The sequence below is a fragment of the Rhizobium sp. R339 genome (assembly GCF_002211395.1).
GTDB lineage: Bacteria > Pseudomonadota > Alphaproteobacteria > Rhizobiales > Rhizobiaceae > Rhizobium.
The window spans coordinates 206,618-222,615 of the sequence record NZ_LOKV01000027.1; the positions used below are offsets into that span (position 1 = coordinate 206,618).

Consider the following 15,998-nt stretch of genomic DNA (forward strand, 5'->3'; position numbering starts at 1 on the left):
TCGGCTACCCGCTGTTTCGCAGCCCCGCGGCAATTCCGTTGATTGTCAGGTGCAGCGCCTCTTCGGTGTCCTGATCTCGTTCTCCGGCACGGTGGCGGCGAAGAAGGTCGATCTGCATGTGATTAAGCGGATCGAGGCATGGAAAGCGATGATGGATCGACTGCTTCAGCGCCGGATTGTTCTCCAGCAGCGAGGCCTGATCGGTTATGCCGAGCAGGGCAGCGGTTGTCGCTTCCCATTCGTCTTTTATGCGTGCGAAGATCTTCTCATGCGCGGGTGCGTCAGGGGCCAGGTCCACGTAGCGCGCGGCGAGCGCCATGTTGGTTTTGGCCAGCACCATCTCCATGTTGGCGATCAGCGTCTGGAAGAACGGCCAGTCCCGATGCATCCTTTGAAGAGTTTGCAATCCGTCGGGGTGTCCAGTCAGCCACTGTCCGACGGCCGAGCCAAATCCAAACCAACCGGGCAGCATGATGCGACTCTGCGACCAGCCGAACACCCAGGGTATCGCACGAAGATCCTCGATGCGGCGTGAGGAGCTGCGTGAGGCTGGACGGCTGCCAATGTTCAGTTTGGCGATTTCGCCAATGATTGTGGCTTCCCAGAAGAACCGTTCAAATCCCTCTGTCTCGTAAACCAAAGAGCGATAGGCGCCGAAAGCCAGTTCGGACAGCTCCTCCATGGCGTGGAGAAACTCGGGATCCGGTTCTTGTGCGTCGGAAGGCAGCAAGGAGGCTTCCAAAGTCGCGGCGATCAGCAGTTCCAGGTTCCGGCGGCCGAGTGCCGGATTGGAATATTTCGCTGCAATGACTTCGCCTTGTTCCGTCAGCCGGATCGATCCGGCAACCGCGCCGGGCGGCAGGGCGGTGATGGCCTCGTAGCTCGGACCGCCGCCGCGGCCTACGGAGCCGCCGCGGCCGTGAAACAGGCTGAGGCGAATACCCTCACGCTCGAAAAGCCGAATGAAGGCCATCTCTGCCTTATAAAGTTCCCATCCCGACGTCAGATAACCGCCGTCCTTGTTGCTGTCGGAATAGCCGAGCATGATTTCCTGTTTGCCGCCGAGCGCCTTCAAATATGTGCGATAAGCTTCTGTGGCCAAAACCGTCTGTATCACGTTATGCGAGTTTCGAAGATCCGAGATCGTCTCGAAAAGCGGTATGATGTTGACTGACGCCGCTTCAGGCTCATCGGGCCGGAACAGTCCCACCTCGCGGAACAGGATCATGACCTCCAGAAGGTCGGAAGGGGTTGCCGCCTTCGAGATGATGTAATTCGGGATGCTGGCGCTGCCATAATGCTTATGGGCCTCGGCGGCTTCACGGAGGACGGAAAGCTCCGACATCGTCTCGGCCGAATAGGTCTTGAGCGGTGTAACCAGCAGCTGGAAGGAGCGGAGTTCCTCGGTGAGCAAGCGGATCCTGTCGCTCTCGGCGAGCGCTTCATAGCTTGTGCCAGGGCGCACGCTCTCGAAAAGCTCATGAATAACCCGCTGATGAACCTCGGAATTCTGTCTCAGATCGAGGCTCACAAGGTGAAAGCCGAAAACGTCTACGGCGCGTTGGAGGCTGCGCAATTTTCCAACGGCGATCTTTTCTGCGCCATTGGCTATCAGGGATTTGCTGATCGTCGCCAGGTCTGCGGCGAATTCTGTAGGGTTCTGGTAGCGAGGGGCGGCGGCTACAGGTTCGCGAACCAGCTCCGTGCTGCCGAATTTACGGGCCGTGGCCGCCAGGCGAGCATAGATACCCGAGATCGCCAGGCGATATGGCTCGTGCCGGCGCTGCTCCGATCTATCGGGAGAGACGGTCGCGAGGCGCTGAAGGTCGCGCGAGACCTTCACATACCGATCATCCAGGGAAAGCTCGGCGCCAAGGCTGTGCAGTTCGCGGAGATAGAACGAGAAAACTCTCTCACTCTGCAGCCGGAGCGCCTCCCTCAGGGTCTCGCCGTTCACATAAGGGTTGCCATCCCGGTCGCCGCCGATCCACGAACCCATGCGCAGGAATGGCGGCAGCGCGTCTGGACCGAAGCTCCAAGGTGAGGCTCGGAGTTGATTTTCGAGAGCTCCATAAACTTCCGGGATAACCCGGAAAATGGTGCTGTCGTAATAGGATAAGCCATTGAGGATTTCATCCATGACCTGCAGCCGCCGCCCTCGCAGGCTGTTCGTTTGCCAAAGCGTCGTCGTCGCTCTTTCCAAATCCTCCCGATATCGATCCGCGTCCTGCGCCGTCAGGCCGGGCTGGTCGAGACGGCTCAAGCATCGGGCAAGCTCCTGCTCGATGTCGATAACGCTCTTTCGCCGGACCTCGGTCGGATGCGCCGTGAAAACGGGCGAGACCACCGCTTCCGAAAGCAGCTTGCGGATATCCTCCACCTCTACGCCGGCGGCAGCGAGAACCGAAAGCGATCTGGCAATCGTTCCCGGCATGGCAGGTTCGCCATCGGCGATGCCAAAGCGCTGCACTCTGGCCTGATGAGCGTCTTCGGCGATGTTCACGAGCTGAGAGAACTGGCTGAACGCGCGGACCACGCGCTTTAGCGTGCGGGGAGGTATGTCTGCGCAGAAGGGCGCGAGCTTGTCGTTCAGGCGCGGACTGGTTTTTCTGCGGCCGGTCACGGAGAGGGCGCGGACCCGTTCCACGATCTCGCGGGTCTCCCTGCCGTCGCTGGCTTCAATGGCTTCGCACAGCAGGCGGCCGAGCAGCCAAACATCCTTCACCAAGGCCCTGGCCGTAAGGCGCCTTCTCGGCATGCCTGCGTTTCTCAACTGAAGATCCACATGCGCACTCCTTATGCTAACGTTAGCATAAAACTGGCAGGATTTGGCTGAAGAGTCAAGAATGCTTGCAATCGAGCCGGAGCGAACGGTCGAATAGCCCCGGATTAGCCGGCAGCGCCTTGCTGGTAACGCGCGACCTCTTCCAAGAGCCATGCTCGGAATGCGACGACAGGGCGGAAGTCCTTCCTGCTGAGTGGTGCGACCGCATAATAGGCGCTTGGGCTTTTGACCTGATGCGGAAAGGCTTGAACGAGCTGGCCATTCGCAAGCTCGGAGTCGATGAGGAAAAGCGGCATCAAAGCGAGCCCGAGTCCGGCAATGCAGGCCTGGGCCACGCTGCTGAACTGTTCGAACCGCATCGCCTGCGACGGGGCGCCGCTGACCTGGAGGCTTTCGAAAAAATGGCTCCAGGCCCCCGGCCGCGACGCCATCTGCAGCAGCGGAAGGCGAAGCAGATCTTCAGGCTTCAAGATGGGATGCGAACTCAGAAAAGACGGGGAGGCGACCGGCGCCACCATCTCCTCCATGAGAAATATGCTTTCCGCACCCGGCCAGTCGGGCTGGCCGATATGGATCGCCATATCGATGTCGTCGCGGTCGAAATCGAACAGCCCTATGCGCGTCGCGAAGTTCAGCGTGATCTCCGGATGTCTGGCGACAAATTCGGGAATGCGCGGCATCAGCCAGCGGGTGCCGAATGTTGGCAAGATGGCAAGATTGAGCTGGTCGTTATGCTGTTTTGTCATGGCATGCAGCGAAGCGGAACGGATTTCCGCCAGAGCGCTGGCAATAGCCCGCGCATAGTCGGTGCCGGCCTCCGTGAGAATGACGCCGCGGCTGGTGCGCTCGAACAGCAAAACGCCCAGCTGTTCTTCCAGCGCGGCAATTTGCCGGCTGATGGCGCCCTGCGTCAAGGAAAGCTCCTCGGCCGCCGCGGAGAAGGTGCTCAGCCGCGCGACGGAATCGAAAGCCGCCAGAGCCGAGGTCGAGGGAAGCAGTCGTCGCGAAAGGTTTGCCATATGCTATTACTATAGCTCATAGGCTGATGAGTAAACCTCGCTTTCGCTATGCCGGAAAAACGGCTTTCATTCCCTCCAATCGAATTGCCGAAAACCTCAACGGGAGGATGACGATCTTGGCCTTTTCATGGAATGACCCCTTTCTGCTCGATGACCAGCTGACCGAAGATGAGCGGATGATCCGCGAATCCGCCGCGGCTTTCGCAGAATCCGAACTCTTGCCGCGCATCCACGACGCCTATCTCGAAGAAGCAACCGACCCGGAGCTGTTCAGGTTGATGGGGCAGACCGGCCTTCTCGGTGTGACGCTGCCGGAGGAGTACGGGGCCGCGAACGCATCCTACGTCGCTTATGGCCTGATCGCTCGCGAGGTCGAGCGTATCGACTCCGGATATCGCTCGATGATGAGCGTGCAGTCCTCGCTGGTCATTTACCCGATCTTCGCCTACGGCTCAGACGAGCAGAAGAAGAAATTTCTGCCGGGCCTCGTGTCGGGTGAACTGATCGGCTGTTTCGGCCTGACCGAGCCCGACGCCGGCTCCGATCCCGGGGGTATGAAGACCCGCGCCGAAAAGATCGAGGGCGGATACCGATTGCGCGGCTCGAAGATGTGGATCTCGAACTCACCGATTGCCGATGTCTTCGTCGTCTGGGCAAAGTCGGAGGCCCACAACAACGAAATACGCGGCTTCGTTCTCGAAAAGGGCATGAAGGGACTTTCGGCCCCGAAGATCGGCGGCAAGCTTTCGCTGCGTGCCTCGATCACGGGCGAAATCGTGATGGACGGCGTCGAAGTCACCGAGGACGCGCTTCTGCCCGGCGTCTCCGGCCTCAAGGGGCCGTTCGGCTGTCTCAACCGCGCCCGTTACGGCATTTCGTGGGGCGTCATGGGAGCGGCCGAGGACTGCTGGTTCCGCGCCCGTCAATATGGTCTCGACCGCAAGCAATTCGGCAAGCCGCTGGCGGGGATGCAGCTTTATCAAAAGAAGCTCGCCGATATGATGACCGAGATCACGCTCGGACTGCAGGGCTCGCTTCGCGTCGGCCGTCTGATGGATGAGCACAAGATGGCTCCGGAAATGGTTTCGCTCGTCAAGCGCAACAACTGCGGCAAGGCGCTTGATATAGCGCGGCAGGCCCGGGACATGCATGGCGGCAACGGCATTCAGATCAAATACCATGTCATGCGCCACGCGCAGAACCTGGAAACGGTCAACACATATGAGGGCACCCACGACGTCCACGCCCTGATCCTCGGTCGGGCCCAGACAGGCCTCCAGGCGTTCTTCTAAAGCCCCGTCATCTGTTCGGCAGAGATCGTCCTTCAACTTCCGTATCAACGAGAGGCAGCATGCCTATAGCGAATAAGATTTCTACCGTCGCCGTCATTGGCGCCGGCCAGATGGGGACTGGGATTGCGGAAGTCGTGGCGAAACATGGGTACGCGGCCTTGGTTTACGATCTCGATAAAAGCCGGATCCGCGCGAGCATCGAAGCGAGCGCCGGATATTTTCGACGCCAGGTCGAGACCGGCAAAATGCCGGGCGAGGCGGCTGAAGAGGCGATCTCCCGAATAAAGGGAGCGTTCTCTCTCCAGGATCTGGCGAGCGCCGATTTGGTCGTCGAAGCGGTAAGCGAGAATGAAGGCATCAAAAGGAAAGTCTTTACGGACGTGTGCACCGTTTTGAAGCCCAACGCGATCCTGGCGACGAACACCTCGTCGCTCTCCATAACGCGGCTTGCCGCGTCAACCGACAGACCCAATCGTTTTATAGGGATACACTTCATGAACCCCGTACCGGTTATGAAGCTGGTCGAGCTGGTCCGCGGCATCGGAACGGATCCGGAGACCTTCGCCACCGCCAAGGAATTCGCCGAATCCATTGGCAAGACGGTGACCGTTTCCGAGGATTTTCCGGCTTTCATCGTAAACCGCGTTCTCATCCCCATGATCAACGAAGCGATCTACACCCTGTATGAAGGCGTCGGAAACGTCGAAGCCATAGACACCGGCATGAAGCTCGGCGCCAATCATCCGATGGGGCCGCTCGAGCTGGCCGATTTCATCGGTTTGGACACATGCCTTTCCATCATGCAGGTCCTTCATGAGGGGCTGGCTGACAGCAAATACCGGCCGTGCCCGCTGCTGGTCAAATATGTCGAAGCCGGCTGGCTCGGCCGCAAGGCGCAGCGCGGGTTCTACGATTATCGCTACGTTCCGGCTCGGCCGACCCGCTGATCCCATCGCATTCCAACATCGAGATTGCCAGGCATTTATCATGACCGAAGAACACGCAGGCGAGAGTCGCGAGAGCATGGAATTCGACGTGGTGATCGTCGGCGCCGGTCCGGCCGGTCTTGCCGCGGCGATCCGGCTGAAGCAGGTCAATCCGGAGCTTTCGGTCGTCGTCCTGGAGAAGGGCGCCGAGGTCGGCGCCCATATCCTCTCCGGCGCCGTGGTCGATCCGATCGGCATCGACAGGCTGCTGCCCGGCTGGCGCGAGGATGCCGATCATCCGTTCAAGACCGAGGTGACCGACGACCAGTTTCTGTTGCTCGGTCCCGCCGGCTCGATCCGTCTGCCGAATGTCATGATGCCGCCACTGATGAACAACCACGGCAACTACATCGTCTCGCTTGGCAATGTCTGTCGCTGGCTGGCGGGCAAGGCGGAGGAACTCGGCGTCGAGATCTATCCGGGCTTTGCCGCCGCCGAAGTGCTCTATGACGACAAGGGGGCGGTGATCGGTGTCGCCCCCGGCGACATGGGCATCGAGAAGAACGGCGAGCCGGGACCGAACTATACCCGCGGCATGGAGCTGCGCGGCAAATATACGCTGATCGGCGAAGGCGTGCGCGGCTCGCTCGCCAAGCAGCTGATCGCCAAGTTCGATCTGCAGAAGGATCGCGAGCCGCAGAAATTCGGCATCGGCATCAAGGAGCTCTGGCAGGTCAAGCCCGAGAACCACAGGCAAGGCCTGGTGCAGCATTCCTTCGGCTGGCCGCTCGGCATGAAGACTGGCGGCGGCTCCTTCCTCTATCATCTCGAAGACAATCTGGTGGCGGTCGGCTTCGTCGTCCACCTCAATTATAAGAACCCCTATCTCTACCCCTTCGAGGAATTCCAGCGCTTCAAGACGCATCCTGCCATTCGAGGCACCTTCGAGGGCGGCAAACGGCTCTCCTATGGGGCGCGGGCCATCACCGAGGGCGGCTACCAGTCGGTGCCGAAGCTTACCTTCCCCGGCGGCGCGCTGATCGGCTGTTCGGCCGGTCTCGTCAACGTGCCGCGCATCAAGGGCAGCCACAATGCGGTGCTGTCGGGAATGCTGGCGGCCGAGAAGCTGGCGGCGGCGATTGCATCGGGCCGCAGCCATGACGAGGTTGTCGAGATCGAGAACGAATGGCGGGCGACCGACATCGGCAAGGATCTGAAGCGTGTCCGGAACGTCAAGCCGCTGTGGTCGAGGTTCGGCACGGCGATCGGCGTGGCGCTCGGCGGTCTCGACATGTGGACGAACCAGCTCTTCGGCCTTTCGCTCTTCGGCACGCTTGGTCACGGCAAGACCGATGCTGAAAGCCTGGAGCCGGCCTCCCAGCACAAGCCGATCGCCTATCCGAAGCCGGATGGCGTCCTGACCTTCGACCGTCTGTCCTCGGTGTTCCTGTCGAACACCAATCACGAGGAGGACCAGCCGGTGCATCTGCAGGTCACGGACATGAGCCTGCAGAAGGCCTCCGAACTCGGCATCTATGCCGGCCCGTCGACGCGCTACTGTCCGGCCGGCGTCTATGAATGGGTGGAGAAGGACGGCGACAAGATCTTCGTCATCAACGCCCAGAACTGCGTGCACTGCAAGACCTGCGACATCAAAGACCCCAACCAGAACATCAACTGGGTGCCGCCGCAGGGCGGCGAGGGGCCGGTCTATCCGAATATGTGAGGCGGATCGGCGAGCTAGGCAATGAACGGGGAGTTACCCATGCAATTTCCGCTTGAAGGCGTTCGAGTCGTGGAACTGGCGCGTATCCTGGCCGGTCCGTGGGCCGGACAGACACTTGCCGATCTCGGAGCAACTGTCATCAAGGTGGAAAGCCCGGAGGGAGACGATACGCGCCGCTGGGGGCCTCCCTTCATCACCGATGGCGATGATGTCGCAGCAGCCTACTTCCATAGCTGCAATCGCGGAAAACTGAGCATCACGGCAGATTTCAACGCGGCGGAAGACGTCGAGAAACTTCGCGCGCTGATCGCGAACGCGGACGTCGTCATCGAGAACTTCAAGGTCGGCGGGCTGAAGAAGTTCGGCCTCGACTACGAGAGCCTGAAAGCGATCAATCCGAAGCTAATCTACTGCTCGATTACCGGCTTTGGCCAAACCGGCCCATATGCCGGACGTGCAGGATATGATTTCATCGTCCAGGGAATGGCGGGCATCATGGATTTGACCGGTGAGCCTGATCGGGAGCCCCAGAAAATCGGCGTGGCGTTCGCCGATATTTTCACGGGACTCTATTCAGTCATCGCAATCCAGGCCGCGCTGATCCTCAGAAATACGACAGGTGAGGGACAGCATATCGATATGGCCCTGCTGGACAGCGCGGTGGGCGTGCTGGCTAATCAGGCGATGAATTTCCTAGCCTCCGGAAAGACGCCGACGAGGCTTGGCAATGCGCATCCCAACATCGCGCCATATCAAGTATTTCCGGTATCTGACGGCAACATCATTATCGCATGCGGCAACGACGCACAGTTTGCACGGCTATGCGAAATCCTCCGGCTATCCACTGTGGCAGACGACGTCCGTTTCAAGACGAACGCTGACAGAGTGCGCTATCGAGAGGAACTGACGGCGTTGATGGAAGTGCAGACGATGCTTTTCAAGCGGTCGGATCTGCTAGCCGACCTGGCGCGCGTGGGCGTTCCCGCGGGACCGATCAACACTGTGGAAGACGTTTTCGCGGATCCGCAAGTCGCGCATCGAGGAATGTCGATCGTAAATGACGGAATTGCAGGCATCCGGACACCAATCATCTTCTCCGGAACTGCGCTTACCTCCCACAGGAGATCGCCCAAGTTGGGTGAGCACAATGGCACGCTTCCGTTTGATCGGTCATCGAAGACCTAGCTCGGCGAATGCGTGTTGAATATCGACTTGAGATGTCTAGCGCAATACCTCCGCCGCAGGGCAGCAGATAACTCAGTCGAGGCAGCTAACACATTGGCATGAATGGAGATAACCCATGAAGATTCTCGTCCCAGTCAAACGGGTTGTCGATTACAACGTGAAGATCCGGGTGAAGCCGGATGGCACGGGTGTCGAGCTTGCCAATGTGAAGATGTCGATGAACCCGTTCGACGAGATCTCGGTGGAAGAGGCGCTGCGGCTGAAGGAGGCCGGCAAGGCCGAGGAAGTGGTGGTCGTGTCGATCGGCCCGGCCAAGGCCGAGGAGACGTTGAGGACCGCGCTCGCCATGGGCGCCGACCGGGCGATCCTGGTCGAGACCGACGATCAGGTCGAGCCGCTCGCCGTCGCCAAGATCCTCAAGGCGGTCGCCGACGCTGAAAAGCCAGGCCTGATCATCACCGGCAAGCAGGCGATCGACGACGATTCCAACCAGACCGGCCAGATGCTGGCGGCCCTGCTCGGTTCGGCCCAAGCGACCTTCGCCTCGAAGATCGAGATCGGTGACGGCAAGGCGACGGTGACCCGCGAGGTCGATGGCGGCCTGCAGACGATCGAGATCAAGCTGCCGGCGGTCGTCACTACCGACCTGCGGCTGAACGAGCCGCGTTACGCCTCGCTGCCGAACATCATGAAGGCGAAGAAGAAGCCGCTCGACAAGAAGAGCCCGGCTGATTTCGGCGTCTCCACGACGCCGCGGCTGAAGGTGCTGAAGACCGAGGAGCCGAGTGGCCGCAAGGCGGGCGTCAAGGTCAAGAGCGTCGCCGAGCTGGTCGACAGGCTGAAGAACGAAGCCGGCGTGCTGTAATCGGGCGGGAACAGGAGCAACTATCATGACCATTCTTCTTCTGGCCGACCATGACGGCAATCATCTCTCCGACCAGACCGCCAAGGCGCTGACGGCAGCCTCCCAGATCGGCGGCGACGTGCATGTGCTGGTCGCCGGCAAGGCCGCCAGGGCTGCCGCCGATCAGGCCGCCAAGCTTTCCGGCGTGGCCAAGGTGCTGCTGGCCGAAAGCGATGCGCTGGCCAACAATCTGGCCGAGCCGCTGGCCGACCTGATCGTCTCGCTCGCCGGCTCCTATGACACGATCCTGTCTGCCGCCACCTCGGTCGGCAAGACGGTGCTGCCGCGCGTCGCCGCCCTGCTCGACGTCGCCCAGATCTCCGAGATCATCGAGGTCGTCTCCCCTGATACCTTCAAGCGGCCGATCTATGCCGGCAACGCCATCCAGACGGTGCAGGCAAGCGATGCGAAGCAGGTGATCACCGTGCGCACCGCCTCGTTTGCTTCGGTGGCGGAAGGCGGCTCCGCCGCCGTCGAGGCGATCCCGGCCATCTCCGATCCGGGTCTGTCGCGGTTCGTCTCCGATGCGCTGTCGGCCTCGGAACGTCCGGAACTGACGTCCGCGAAGATCATCATCTCAGGCGGCCGGGCGCTCGGCTCGGCGGAGAAGTTCAAGGAAGTCATCCTGCCGGTTGCCGACAAGCTCGGTGCCGCCGTCGGCGCCAGCCGTGCGGCCGTCGATGCCGGTTATGCCCCGAACGACTGGCAGGTCGGCCAGACCGGCAAGGTGGTCGCCCCTGATCTCTATATCGCCGCCGGCATCTCGGGCGCCATCCAGCATCTGGCCGGCATGAAGGATTCGAAAGTGATCGTCGCCATCAACAAGGACGAGGAGGCGCCGATCTTCCAGGTCGCCGACTACGGCCTCGTCGCCGATCTCTTCGAGCTACTGCCGGAATTGCAAAAGGCGCTCTAACTGGAGAGACCAATGTGGCGCGCATGCAGGGACGTCCAATCAGGCCCGGTGCCCACCTTCTCCTGAACCAGATGGAGAATCTAACCCGATTTGTCGGCGGCTCGTAGTCGTTCAAGGCGAGCAAGCCAGCACAGCCTTAGCTAATGTCAGCACGAGCCGCCAAGCCGACGCCGGGGAGCGCGCGAGCTTATGGCGCCGCGATTGTCGGACCACTGATTCTCAAGCCAGCGGCAAACGGGCATAAGAACAGCCCGCCGATGTTCGAAGGCAGAGTTGAGTATGATGGCTCAGCAGTTCCACAGGAGTTGTCATGGGTGAACGACGGTTAGCGCGGCGATACCTGCCTCATTGGCCGCACGCAAAAAAATTTGGCGAAATTGCTCCGGAGCAATCTGGCCGCTGATAGCATCGACGCAGGCCTTCACTGCGCTGACGTATTCCTCGCCGTCATCGGAAGGCCAGTTCTTAATCAGGATATGCGCTGCGTCGCCGAGCGTGCACACCACCTTGTGGGCTGGTCGGCCGCGCAGGGCAAGCCCGACGGGCGTGAAGGTCGACGAGGTGTTCCAGTCCATTACTCTTGACCCCTCACGGATGCGGCAATCCCAAGGGGACTATGCCCGTGCGAAAAGCCTATTGCGGCAGCTCCGATGATCAGCCAAAGGGGGCGCGAACAGCGTCGACCTCTGACTCCTCTCCGGACTTCACAAGAAAGATATAACGCCTGTACGGTGCGCGAAAATCGACCCAATAGAATTAGGCGCTCCCGCGCATCACGCGTCTCCTCGGCGATCGACATCGTGAGCTGGATGAGCCGAGATCGGTCTAGCTGTCTCACCACAGCCGTTTCGGCCGATTGGACAGTCCCTGTGTCGCTGGCACAGCGTGAACTTTCGAGCTCAGCGCCCGCTTGTTGCTATGGTGTTCACGTTCCGGGCCAAAGATCGCATAGTGGATCGAAGGGAACTGGCCCCGGCAGGCGAGCAAAGAAGATAGTGGGCATGCTACGCCATCGGGGCACGCCCGCACCGCACGTGCTACGACAGGCGCGCCGCTGGTCACGCAGGTAGTTTCGGTCGATACGTTCAAGGATCAACATTCCCGTCAGAGAACCGATGGCATTGCATGGGAGTGCCAAAAGATCATTAGCGCACCCGCCGAATTTCGGCGAGATCAGAACGCTCAAGCCGCCTGAGCTGCGGTCTCCAACGGATGCTTACTTCTGTTCTTCCATCTCTTCGTCGACAAGCGAGCTGACGAGGGCAACGACGCGACTGCGCACTCGCGGGGAGAGGAGCAAAACGTCTTCTATCAGACGCCGTCCCTGCGCGGTGGAAATGTAGGCAATCTTCTCATCGATCTCTGTTGTGAATTGCTGCTCCTCAGTGGTTTCGGGATCTGGAAGACCCTCGAAAAACCTCGAAACAGGGATCTTGAGGCAATTGGCAAGCTCGTAGAGCATCGAAGCGCTGACGCGGTTCTTGCCGCTTTCATATTTTTGCACCTGCTGCAAGCTGACCCCAATGCCGGCGCCGAGATCCCCTAGCGACACATTCGACTGCATTCGGCGCATACGGATCTGCTGTCCGACATGTCGATCGACTGGATGCACCGACTCGACTGCAACATTCGGCTGTTCGGTTCGCGAAGGCCTCGAAGATCGGACCTGGGCTGCTGAATAGCGCTTCATGGTGAATACCCCGTGTGGAGAGTTTCACGCGGTGCGCCCCCGCTGAAAACTCGCTCAACCCACTGATCGGGGAGTTCGTAACCGTACAAGACGGCCCTGTGGCCTTTAGTTCCGAGGAACCTGGACATACGCCACAGGCTCCTCGACCGAAGGTCAAGGAGTGTGGTGCCGAATCGGCCGGCACCAACCGCTTGTAGGGGTTACGAAGCCCCGGGGCAGCGCGTACTGCCTCGCCGCCAACTTAGTTCAAATCCGTCTGCCGCGCAACCGATTTGTTCACAAGATTCAATGGCTTCGCTGTTCCAGCGTTGCGCGAGATTAACGCTTCGCGTTTCCCCCGGTCCTCACACCGCGCCGCTTGGACTATTAAACCCGCCGAGGCCGCTGCGGGATGAAAGTTTTCGAGCCGACCACGTCACATCGCGTCAAGTTTAACTGCTTTGCGAAATTGGAGCCGTGAAATTCCGTGTGATTTTGATCCCGGTTCGTTTTTGTAAGCAAGAGCCCTGTTCTCGAGGGGCAAAATTCCAGCGAGCTTCAGAACACCGCAGTCGAATTTAGCTCGAAGTGGAGGTTGTAGATGAATTTGCATTGGATGCAGGTTAAGGGGGAAAACCATGGCACGCCGTCGTCAGCGATACCAGCTCGACGCGGGTAGCCTCGGTTCAAATCGGACATCCTGACCGATTGATGTAGACTAGGCCTGGAGCTTCAGCCCGCAGCGATCGGTCCTCAAGATGAGGTAACAAACAGGTCCCTCTGTCATCTTGGACGCGTTGTTGATGATGCAGGCGGTTTCAATACCCAGCTTTGCAGGGAGAACGAAGCTATTGCCAAAGAGCTTGCGACATCAGCCAATCGGCGAAGATCTTCGATAGCCGCCGCTGGCTGCGCAAGCGCCCAATGTCGCCTGCAAAATCTAAGGTCTCGGAATGGGCGACTGGACCTGGACGGTCGAAAGCATCAGGCCCTATGTCGAGGAGACGATTGCGGCATTCGGCATCGAGAGGTGCATGTTCGCCTCGAACTTCCCGGTCGACAAGCTGTTCGGAAGCTACGACAAGATCATGGACGCTTTCAAGGTGATCACGGCGAACTATACCGGCGACGAGCAGCTTGCCCTTTTTCATCATAACGCCGCTCGCGTATATCGGATTTGATGCTGAGCGATTGCTGGCCCTTCAACCTGCTAAGCCATGGGCCGAGCATCGGAGGGGGGCGAGGGTCTCGCTGCCATGCCACTGCCCTACAGCGAAAGTGAAATTCCATTTAGGCCCCGTTGCAGAGAGCAACCCAAAAGACCTTGATCTTAAAGACTACTGCGTCGGGAAGCGGCTCAGCATCCGGTCCTGGACGTTTTCCTGGCCAACGATCATCGCCGCAATCGAAATAGTTCTTCCGCGGTCGGCGGCGCTTGTAATATAGCCTTCAAGCAGAACCACAGGGCCCAGCATCCTGATTTGGATGGCGCTGCTGTCGATGTCGTGATCAGCGGAGAGGGCCGCTTCGATCGTCGCGATGGTCGAGGCTGAACTGTGGCCTTGGGCGCAACGCTCTTCATGGCCGGCGTTGTCGGAACCGAACTTCATATCGTCCTCCTCATCGTTGTTTATGCCGGGGCCGGCGAGGATGTGATCAAGGCCTGCCGGGTTGCGGCATCCGAGATAGTCGTCCGATGCGAGCGGCTGGGTGAGCGCAGTCTGAGCGCGACCGACCAAGCGCTGGGCATTATTCGGCTCCGTTTTGGAGGACGTAGTCTTCCGGCATTTCCGCAGGAGCGATGATTTCGAAATCGCGAGGCATGGCGTGCTGATCCGTGCCGAGGAGTGCCAGTGTCCAGTAGTCAGGTTCTGCGCCGAAAACGGTGGAGACCCGAACCACGGTGATCTTCCCGTCGAAAAACCTCGGCGATTTTGCCCAGTAGAAGCAGCCCGGCAATAAACTCGCTGCACCCATAACGCCCACTCCCGACGATAGCAGATCGCTATAGATGATCATGATTCGCTTTTCGACGGATCCCCTTCGCGTGTGTTCGTACGGTTGCGAACTCAATCCCTGATGCGCGGAAAGGTGGACGTTTTGCAACTTCGGTGCGTATGCGAGCGTGACGCAAAGCAGTGCCATCGACCGAAAGGCCCGATGTCGGAAGCGCCGCTTTGGAACAAGCGCGAGTTCCCGGCATTCATTGCCAGATGTTCGCAGGTTCTGTCATGGTATCGTCCGTCGAAAATAGGTCCCCTAAGCAAAACGCCAGCCTTCTGAGGGCACTGGGTCCAGGACTGGTCACAGGTGCCGCTGACGACGATCCGAGCGGCATTGCCACTTACAGTCAGGTGGGCGCCCAGTTCGGATTTACTCTCGGCTGGACCATGCTGTTCAGCTATCCGCTGATGACGGCGGTCCAGGGATTGAGCGCAGGCATCGGGGCTGTGTCAGGAAAGGGGCTCGCAAAGAACCTCAAGCTCCATTACCACCGCTCGTTCGCCTACGGCGCGATGGTCTTATTGTTCATCGCGAACTTCATCAACATCGGCGCCGACCTTGCAGCAATGGGGGCAGCGCTCCAACTCCTGATCGGGGGGCCGGAGGTTGTCTACGCCATGCTGTTTGGCATCCTTTGCACCACGATCCAGGTTTTCGTACCTTATCCCGCTTACGTTAATGTCCTGAAGTGGTTGACGCTTTCCCTATTTGCCTACGTTGCCGTGGTTCTCGTTGCGGGGGTGCCGTGGGGCGAGGCGCTCGGCGGACTCGTGATGCCCAAATTTGAGTTGAATGGCGACCAGTTCACCGCGATCGTCGCGATCCTCGGCACTACGATTAGCCCATACCTTTTCTTCTGGCAGGCCGGCGAGGAGGTCGAGGAATTGAGGAACAGGAAGCTTGCCCGGCTGCGACGGAACCCGGAAGCGGCAGGACCCGAGCTCGGTCGAATCCGAATGGACACTATGGTGGGGATGGGCTTCTCGAATATCGTCGCTCTCTGCATCATCATTGCGGCCGGCGCGACGTTGCACGTCAATGGCGACACCAACATCGAGACCTCCGCACAGGCAGCCGAGGCACTCAAACCGGTCGCAGGGGATTTCGCCTTCGCGATTTTTGCGGCTGGGATCATCGGCACGGGGCTGCTCGCGGTCCCGGTTCTGGCGGGTTCAGCGGCTTACGCCGTTGCAGAATGCTTCGGATGGCCCGAAGGCCTCGACAAGAAGCTCAAGGACGCGAAGGCTTTCTATGCCACGATTGTGATCGCAACGCTTGGAAGTGTTGCAGTCACGATGCTGGGACTTGATCCGATCCGCGCCTTGTTCTGGAGTGCGGTGATTAACGGCGTCCTGGCAACGCCGATCATCATCCTTATGGTCTTGATGGCGAGGAACCCCGCCATTATGGGAGATCTCAAAGCTCCCCGCTGGATGGTGTACATCAGCGCCTTCACGGCGATGACCATGGGTTTAAGCACCCTTGGTATGCTTGTGTTTTGACAATCGAAGAGGCCTCGCCTCGTGCAAACCGGCGATCGCCGCTCTTCTGGTAAAGACGGTTGTTGGGATC

General features: G+C 59.7%; 13 protein-coding genes and 1 pseudogene. 8 read left to right on the forward strand and 6 right to left on the reverse strand.

Annotation, left to right across the window (positions count from 1 at the left end; translation table 11 throughout):
- Nucleotides 1–4: 4 nt before the first annotated feature.
- Nucleotides 5–2,758 (reverse strand): phosphoenolpyruvate carboxylase, encoded by a 2,754-nt coding sequence (gene ppc / locus ATY76_RS29750; protein WP_088678220.1) that lies wholly within the window; start codon nt 2,756–2,758, stop codon nt 5–7.
- Nucleotides 2,759–2,889: 131 nt separating this feature from the next.
- Nucleotides 2,890–3,804, reverse strand: coding sequence for a LysR family transcriptional regulator (locus ATY76_RS29755; RefSeq protein WP_088678221.1), 915 nt, complete (start codon nt 3,802–3,804; stop codon nt 2,890–2,892).
- A gap of 107 nt (nt 3,805–3,911) precedes the next feature.
- On the opposite strand from ATY76_RS29755, the gene ATY76_RS29760 reads away from it, so the two are divergent.
- The 6 genes from ATY76_RS29760 (at nt 3,912) to ATY76_RS29785 (ending at nt 10,753) form a co-directional block, all read left to right on the forward strand.
- Entirely contained in the window at nt 3,912–5,096 is a 1,185-nt protein-coding gene (locus ATY76_RS29760) for an acyl-CoA dehydrogenase (protein ID WP_088678222.1), read from the forward strand.
- A gap of 59 nt (nt 5,097–5,155) precedes the next feature.
- On the forward strand, nt 5,156–6,043 hold the full coding sequence (locus ATY76_RS29765) for a 3-hydroxybutyryl-CoA dehydrogenase (RefSeq protein WP_088678223.1): 888 nt from the start codon (nt 5,156–5,158) through the stop codon (nt 6,041–6,043).
- Nucleotides 6,044–6,083: 40 nt separating this feature from the next.
- Nucleotides 6,084–7,748: an electron transfer flavoprotein-ubiquinone oxidoreductase gene (locus tag ATY76_RS29770; protein ID WP_088678224.1), complete on the forward strand. Its 1,665-nt coding sequence runs from the start codon at nt 6,084–6,086 to the stop codon at nt 7,746–7,748.
- Between the two features lie 39 nt (nt 7,749–7,787).
- Entirely contained in the window at nt 7,788–8,933 is a 1,146-nt protein-coding gene (locus ATY76_RS29775; RefSeq protein WP_088678225.1) for a CaiB/BaiF CoA-transferase family protein, read from the forward strand.
- Between the two features lie 115 nt (nt 8,934–9,048).
- On the forward strand, nt 9,049–9,798 hold the full coding sequence (locus tag ATY76_RS29780) for an electron transfer flavoprotein subunit beta/FixA family protein (protein WP_088678226.1): 750 nt from the start codon (nt 9,049–9,051) through the stop codon (nt 9,796–9,798).
- Between the two features lie 25 nt (nt 9,799–9,823).
- Nucleotides 9,824–10,753 (forward strand): electron transfer flavoprotein subunit alpha/FixB family protein, encoded by a 930-nt coding sequence (locus ATY76_RS29785; protein ID WP_088678227.1) that lies wholly within the window; start codon nt 9,824–9,826, stop codon nt 10,751–10,753.
- Nucleotides 10,754–11,061: 308 nt separating this feature from the next.
- Here the strand turns inward: ATY76_RS29785 and ATY76_RS29790 are convergent, their stop codons facing one another.
- Nucleotides 11,062–11,328: a DUF982 domain-containing protein gene (locus tag ATY76_RS29790; RefSeq protein WP_088678228.1), complete on the reverse strand. Its 267-nt coding sequence runs from the start codon at nt 11,326–11,328 to the stop codon at nt 11,062–11,064.
- Nucleotides 11,329–11,969: 641 nt separating this feature from the next.
- Complete coding sequence (locus tag ATY76_RS29795) at nt 11,970–12,443, reverse strand: helix-turn-helix transcriptional regulator (protein ID WP_088678229.1); 474 nt, start codon at nt 12,441–12,443, stop codon at nt 11,970–11,972.
- An 890-nt stretch (nt 12,444–13,333) separates the two neighbouring features.
- Here ATY76_RS29795 and ATY76_RS29800 point away from each other — a divergent pair.
- Nucleotides 13,334–13,603, forward strand: a pseudogene (locus tag ATY76_RS29800) (amidohydrolase family protein); the annotation flags it as partial.
- 156 nt (nt 13,604–13,759) lie between these two features.
- Here ATY76_RS29800 and ATY76_RS29805 read toward each other — a convergent pair.
- Nucleotides 13,760–14,032: a transport-associated protein gene (locus ATY76_RS29805; RefSeq protein ID WP_088678347.1), complete on the reverse strand. Its 273-nt coding sequence runs from the start codon at nt 14,030–14,032 to the stop codon at nt 13,760–13,762.
- Between the two features lie 139 nt (nt 14,033–14,171).
- Nucleotides 14,172–14,399: a hypothetical protein gene (locus tag ATY76_RS29810; RefSeq protein WP_088678348.1), complete on the reverse strand. Its 228-nt coding sequence runs from the start codon at nt 14,397–14,399 to the stop codon at nt 14,172–14,174.
- A gap of 254 nt (nt 14,400–14,653) precedes the next feature.
- Between ATY76_RS29810 and ATY76_RS29815 the strand changes: the two genes are divergently transcribed.
- Complete coding sequence (locus ATY76_RS29815; protein WP_088678349.1) at nt 14,654–15,928, forward strand: divalent metal cation transporter; 1,275 nt, start codon at nt 14,654–14,656, stop codon at nt 15,926–15,928.
- Nucleotides 15,929–15,998: the final 70 nt, after the last annotated feature.

Coding starts and splice junctions, on each gene's coding strand:
- ppc (WP_088678220.1), bottom strand. CDS start 2,758: ATGCCGAGAAGGCGCCTTACGGCCAGGGCCTTGGTGAAGGATGTTTGG.
- ATY76_RS29755 (WP_088678221.1), bottom strand. CDS start 3,804: ATGGCAAACCTTTCGCGACGACTGCTTCCCTCGACCTCGGCTCTGGCG.
- ATY76_RS29760 (WP_088678222.1), top strand. CDS start 3,912: ATGACGATCTTGGCCTTTTCATGGAATGACCCCTTTCTGCTCGATGAC.
- ATY76_RS29765 (WP_088678223.1), top strand. CDS start 5,156: ATGCCTATAGCGAATAAGATTTCTACCGTCGCCGTCATTGGCGCCGGC.
- ATY76_RS29770 (WP_088678224.1), top strand. CDS start 6,084: ATGACCGAAGAACACGCAGGCGAGAGTCGCGAGAGCATGGAATTCGAC.
- ATY76_RS29775 (WP_088678225.1), top strand. CDS start 7,788: ATGCAATTTCCGCTTGAAGGCGTTCGAGTCGTGGAACTGGCGCGTATC.
- ATY76_RS29780 (WP_088678226.1), top strand. CDS start 9,049: ATGAAGATTCTCGTCCCAGTCAAACGGGTTGTCGATTACAACGTGAAG.
- ATY76_RS29785 (WP_088678227.1), top strand. CDS start 9,824: ATGACCATTCTTCTTCTGGCCGACCATGACGGCAATCATCTCTCCGAC.
- ATY76_RS29790 (WP_088678228.1), bottom strand. CDS start 11,328: ATGGACTGGAACACCTCGTCGACCTTCACGCCCGTCGGGCTTGCCCTG.
- ATY76_RS29795 (WP_088678229.1), bottom strand. CDS start 12,443: ATGAAGCGCTATTCAGCAGCCCAGGTCCGATCTTCGAGGCCTTCGCGA.
- ATY76_RS29805 (WP_088678347.1), bottom strand. CDS start 14,032: ATGAAGTTCGGTTCCGACAACGCCGGCCATGAAGAGCGTTGCGCCCAA.
- ATY76_RS29810 (WP_088678348.1), bottom strand. CDS start 14,399: ATGGGTGCAGCGAGTTTATTGCCGGGCTGCTTCTACTGGGCAAAATCG.
- ATY76_RS29815 (WP_088678349.1), top strand. CDS start 14,654: ATGGTATCGTCCGTCGAAAATAGGTCCCCTAAGCAAAACGCCAGCCTT.